Source organism: Pyxidicoccus fallax (assembly GCF_012933655.1).
Classification (GTDB): Bacteria; Myxococcota; Myxococcia; order Myxococcales; family Myxococcaceae; genus Myxococcus; species Myxococcus fallax.
Genome location: NZ_JABBJJ010000622.1, coordinates 1 through 3,161, shown reverse-complemented (window position 1 = coordinate 3,161; position 3,161 = coordinate 1). Strand labels below are relative to the sequence as shown.

Annotated in this window: 1 protein-coding gene, 1 tRNA gene and 1 pseudogene; 1 reads left to right on the top strand and 2 read right to left on the bottom strand. The window is 70.1% G+C overall.

What is annotated here, in order from left to right:
* Both HG543_RS52725 and HG543_RS52720 read right to left on the bottom strand, forming a co-directional pair.
* Nucleotides 1-219, bottom strand: a pseudogene (locus tag HG543_RS52725) (DUF2760 domain-containing protein); the annotation flags it as partial.
* Between the two features lie 106 nt (nucleotides 220-325).
* A tRNA-Ala gene (locus HG543_RS52720) sits at nucleotides 326-401 on the bottom strand.
* A 198-nt stretch (nucleotides 402-599) separates the two neighbouring features.
* Here HG543_RS52720 and HG543_RS52715 point away from each other — a divergent pair.
* Nucleotides 600-2,996: a tetratricopeptide repeat protein gene (locus HG543_RS52715; RefSeq protein WP_169352534.1), complete on the top strand. Its 2,397-nt coding sequence runs from the start codon at nucleotides 600-602 to the stop codon at nucleotides 2,994-2,996.
* The last annotated feature ends 165 nt before the right edge of the window (nucleotides 2,997-3,161 follow it).

Genomic DNA, 3,161 nt, shown 5'->3' with positions numbered 1-3,161 from the left:
CTTCACCACCACCGGCTTGGGGGCTTCCTGCTGGGGCCGCGGGGCGGGCTCCGCTCCACCGGCGGGAAGCTGGGCGAGCGTGCCAGCGTCATAGGCGCGGCTCGCGGGCAGCACGGCCCGGGCGAAGTCGCGGGACACGAGGCACCGCCAGAAGCACAGCCAGGCCAGCCAGAAGCGGGCGAAGAAGGACAGGGAGGCAGACGGGTCGGTCGTCGTCATCGACTCCGGATAACAAAGCCCGCCTGCTTTGCAATTCGGCAATTGGGGGAAAGAGCCCCAAATGCAAAGGGCCTCACGGTTTCCCGTGAGGCCCTTCGTCACTGCTTGGTGGAGGTGGACGGGATCGAACCGACGACCTTCGCATTGCGAACGCGACGCTCTCCCAACTGAGCTACACCCCCACAACGTACGACTGGCTGCCTCCTGCGCCCCGGCGGTTTGGGGCCGCCGAAGTGGGATGGGCTAGTACCGGAGCCCTTTCGTGGTGTCAAGCGCAAGCCGACAAGCAGAATTCCTGCGATTGACGTGCCGCGTACCGGGTGCCATAAAAACCCCTCGTCATAGGCGTATCCTTCCCGCCCGTTTCACCACCCCCGGTAATGTCTATCTCCCCCTCGAAGACGTTGAGCCCGGCCGAGCTCGCGAAGTTGGAGCACGCGTTCGCTTCCGACCCCTCGTCCGCCGCCTACAAGCCTCTGGCGGAAGCGTACCTGAGCATGGGTCGCTTCATGGAGGCGATGGTCGTCTGCAAGAAGGGCGTGAAGGCGCACCCGAATGTGGCCGACCCCCGCCTGCTGCTCGCCCGCGTGTACGCGGAGCAGGGCAAGGACAAGAAGGCCCTGGAAGAGGCCCTCGGCGCGCTGCAGGTGCAGCCGGAGGACAAGGCCGCGCTGCGCATGGCCGGCGCGCTCCAGCTGAAGACCGGCGAGACGGAGACCGGCAAGGCCAACCTCCTGAAGGCCTACGGCGCGGACCCGGGTGATCCGGATACCGTCACGCTGCTCCAGCAGTACAAGATCGACCTGCCCAAGCCCGCCGCGCCGGCCGCGCCCGCGGCCCCGGTGCTGACGCCGGTGGCGCCCCAGACGCAGGCCGCCGCGCAGCCGTCCGCGACCCAGCAGTCCGCCGCCGCCCTGGCGAGCGTCGCGGCGACGGGGGCCGCGCAGCAGCAGCCCGCCGCGAAGGCTCCCACGGCCACCGCGCAGCAGCCCGCCGCGAAGGCGCCGTCCGGCAACACGGCCCGCGCCGAGCAGCCCGCGGCCCGTCCGCAGCCGCCCCGCCGCCCGGTGGTGGTGGAAGAGGTGGACGACGACGAGGACGATGACTCGCCCGCCTCGCGCCGCCGCCCGCCGTCCGGCGGCAAGGGCGGGAAGATGGTGACGCTGGTGCTGCTGGTGGCCATCCCGCTGTTCGCCATCGGCTACGGCTGGTACTCGTCCAACGCGAAGCAGAAGGCCCGCGAGCTGAAGAAGGGCCTGGACGCGGCCAGCGAGCTGCTCAAGCACGACTCGTTCGACAGCTACAAGAAGGCCAGCGAGGCGGCCGACAAGGTGCTGGAGGTGGACTCCGACTCCACCGTGGCCCACGGCTACCTGGCGTACGCGTACGCCATCCGCTGGGGCGAGCACGGCGGCGGCGACGACGCGCGCCGCAAGGCCGAGGAGCACCTGGCCGCCGGCAAGTCGGGCGACGACGTCGTCAGCTCGCACCTCATCGCGGCCGACGCCCTCATCCAGACCTACGGCGGCAAGGGCAAGGAAGCCCTGGGCGCGCTGGAGGAGAAGGTGAAGGCGCTGGACGCGCAGGGCCGCTCCAGCTCGCTGCTCTACCTGACGCTGGGCCTCATCCAGATGAACGCGGGCGACCTGGACCGCGCGCGTGACAGCCTGGAGCGCGCGCAGGTGCTGTCCCCGGACGACCCGCGCATCTACGCGAACCTGGGCGCCGTGTACCGCCGGCTCGGCCAGGACAACACCGCCTGGAAGAACTACGACTTCGCGCTGCGCTACGAGAAGGACCACCCCGAGTCGCTGCTGGGCCGCTCGCTGCTGATGCTGGAGCAGGACACGCCCAACTACGGGCTGGCCCACTCCATGCTCAAGAAGCTGCTGGAGACGGACCCGCCGCCGTCGCCGCGCCAGCTCGCCACCGCGCACCTGGCCCGCTCGCTGCTCATCAGCCGCGTGTCGGCGGCCATGGTGGACCTGAAGCCGGACATGCAGCAGAAGCTGTCCGAGGCCACCGCGGTGCCGCTGGAGAAGGAGAAGGCCCGCGCGGAGATGACCAAGAGCGAGGAGACCGGCTTCGCGCTCGACAAGCAGAACCCGGAGCTGCACCTCATCAAGGGCCGCCGTCTGCTGGCCGAGGGCAACTTCGACGCGGCCGCCGAGGAGATTCGCAAGGCCATCCGCATGGATGCCTCGCGCGCCCAGTTCCACGTCGAGCTGGCCAAGGCGCTCATGGGCAAGCAGGGCGGCGAGAAGGAGGCCGCCGAGGCGCTCCAGACGGCCCTCAAGACCATGGGCGACAGCCCCAAGCTGGTGGTGATGCTGGGCAACGCCTACCGCCGCCAGGGCAAGCTGGACGAGGCCCTGACGCAGTACCAGCGCGCGGTGAAGGACCCCAAGGCGAAGAACCCGGAGGCCCGGCTCGCCATGGGCTCCATCTATCGCGAGCGCTCCGACTGGGCGAAGGCCCAGGAGCAGCTCGAGAAGGCGAGCCAGGAGTTCCTGGGCCAGGCGGACCGCGCGGCCATGGCGCTCACCGAGCTGGCGCGCGTCTACCAGGGCAAGGGTGACGCGGCGAAGGCGGACGAGACGTACCAGCGCGCCCTCAACGCGGACGAGGGCTACACCCCGGCCTACTACTTCTACGCCACGCTGCTGTCGAAGGACGCCAAGCAGGGCGCCAAGGCGAAGATGCTGGCCCAGGAGTACCTGAAGCGCGAGCCGAGCGGCGAGCACGCCAACGCCGCCCGCGCGCTGGCCGGGGGCTGAGCCTCTCCCCGAGCGACACCGGAGCAGGACAAGCGGGGCTGATGCGCGCGGGCAGATGGACGCGCGGTCAGCCCCGTTGTCGTGGTTGAGATTGCCCCGGGTGCCCGGTATGCCCGGTGACGTTTGCTTTCCCCTACGTGCCAGAGTGGAAGGACGGGGTGGGGT

Bases quoted from the DNA above. Each gene is read 5' to 3' on its own strand.
- HG543_RS52715 (WP_169352534.1), top strand. From the start codon at position 600: ATGTCTATCTCCCCCTCGAAGACGTTGAGCCCGGCCGAGCTCGCGAAG.